The sequence below is a fragment of the Pedobacter aquatilis genome (genome assembly GCF_030409415.1).
GTDB lineage: Bacteria > Bacteroidota > Bacteroidia > Sphingobacteriales > Sphingobacteriaceae > Pedobacter > Pedobacter aquatilis.
The window spans coordinates 1-1937 of record NZ_JAUFPW010000002.1; the positions used below are offsets into that span (position 1 = coordinate 1).

The 1937-nt window shown below is 47.1% G+C and carries 1 rRNA gene; it reads right to left on the reverse strand.

Annotated features, from left to right (window positions below):
* Positions 1-193: 193 nt before the first annotated feature.
* Positions 194-1715: ribosomal RNA gene (locus QWY86_RS00260) — 16S ribosomal RNA — on the reverse strand.
* Positions 1716-1937: the final 222 nt, after the last annotated feature.

Here is a 1937-nt window from a genome sequence, read left to right on the forward strand (position 1 = left end):
TCAATCTCGCCTCTCAAAGATTTGTTAGTGCAACTAAATGCTTAATCTTTTGGGTGTTTCTTTTTTAATGTCTTGGTTATACGGTTGGTTTGTTGTTTGGCTGTTCCGTTTCTTAAACGTATAACCTATAACTTATAACCAATAACTTAATTAGAGTATCATGTTGCGCAGCGAGTAGTCAACTCTGCTCCAGAAAGGAGGTATTCCAGCCGCACCTTCCGGTACGGCTACCTTGTTACGACTTAGCCCCAGTTATCGGTTTTACCCTAGGACGCTCCTTACGGTTACATACTTTAGGTACCCCCAACTTCCATGGCTTGACGGGCGGTGTGTACAAGGCCCGGGAACGTATTCACCGCGTCATTGCTGATACGCGATTACTAGCGAATCCAACTTCATGGGGTCGAGTTGCAGACCCCAATCCGAACTGTGAATGGCTTTATGAGATTCGCATACCATTGCTGGCTAGCTGCCCTCTGTACCATCCATTGTAGCACGTGTGTAGCCCCGGACGTAAGGGCCATGATGACTTGACGTCGTCCCCTCCTTCCTCTCTGTTTGCACAGGCAGTCTGTTTAGAGTCCCCATCATTACATGCTGGCAACTAAACATAGGGGTTGCGCTCGTTGCGGGACTTAACCCAACACCTCACGGCACGAGCTGACGACAGCCATGCAGCACCTAGTTTCGTGTGATTGCTCACTTATTCATCTCTGAATAATTCACTAACTTTCAAGCCCGGGTAAGGTTCCTCGCGTATCATCGAATTAAACCACATGCTCCTCCGCTTGTGCGGGCCCCCGTCAATTCCTTTGAGTTTCACTCTTGCGAGCGTACTCCCCAGGTGGAATACTTAACGCTTTCGCTTAGCCGCTAACTGTATATCGCTAACAGCGAGTATTCATCGTTTAGGGCGTGGACTACCAGGGTATCTAATCCTGTTTGATCCCCACGCTTTCGTGCCTCAGCGTCAATAAAACCATAGTAAGCTGCCTTCGCAATCGGTGTTCTGAGACATATCTATGCATTTCACCGCTACTTGTCTCATTCCGCCTACCTCTAGTTCATTCAAGCAATTCAGTATCAAAGGCACTGCGATAGTTGAGCTACCGTCTTTCACCTCTGACTTAAACTGCCGCCTACGCACCCTTTAAACCCAATAAATCCGGATAACGCTTGGATCCTCCGTATTACCGCGGCTGCTGGCACGGAGTTAGCCGATCCTTATTCTTCCGGTACATTCAGCTCTCTACACGTAGAAAGGTTTATTCCCGGATAAAAGCAGTTTACAACCCATAGGGCAGTCTTCCTGCACGCGGCATGGCTGGTTCAGAGTTGCCTCCATTGACCAATATTCCTTACTGCTGCCTCCCGTAGGAGTCTGGTCCGTGTCTCAGTACCAGTGTGGGGGGTCATCCTCTCAGATCCCCTAGTCATCGTCGCCTTGGTGGGCCGTTACCCCGCCAACTAGCTAATGACACGCATGCCCATCTTAATCCTATAAATATTTGAACATTGAGTAATGCTACTCTGTGTTTTTATGCGGTGTTAATCCGAATTTCTTCGGGCTATCCCCCTGATTAAGGTAGGTTGCATACGCGTTACGCACCCGTGCGCCACTTTCCTTTCCAGCAAGCTGGAAAGTATCGTTCGACTTGCATGTATTAGGCCTGCCGCTAGCGTTCATCCTGAGCCAGGATCAAACTCTCCATTGTAAAATGTTATTTGATTCTGACCAGTTTTAACTATTGTTAAAAATAGTCTTCTTTTTTAATTATGTCTGTTGAGACATTGACTTTAAAATCAAGCTTCGGTACTCTGTACTTGAATCCGTACTTCATTACCCCGCTTGCGCTACATTGACATCTCTTTTAAGAACTTATTCGGCTCGGTACCTCGCGGCGGCCTCATTTATATATCTTTAAACTCAAATTAAC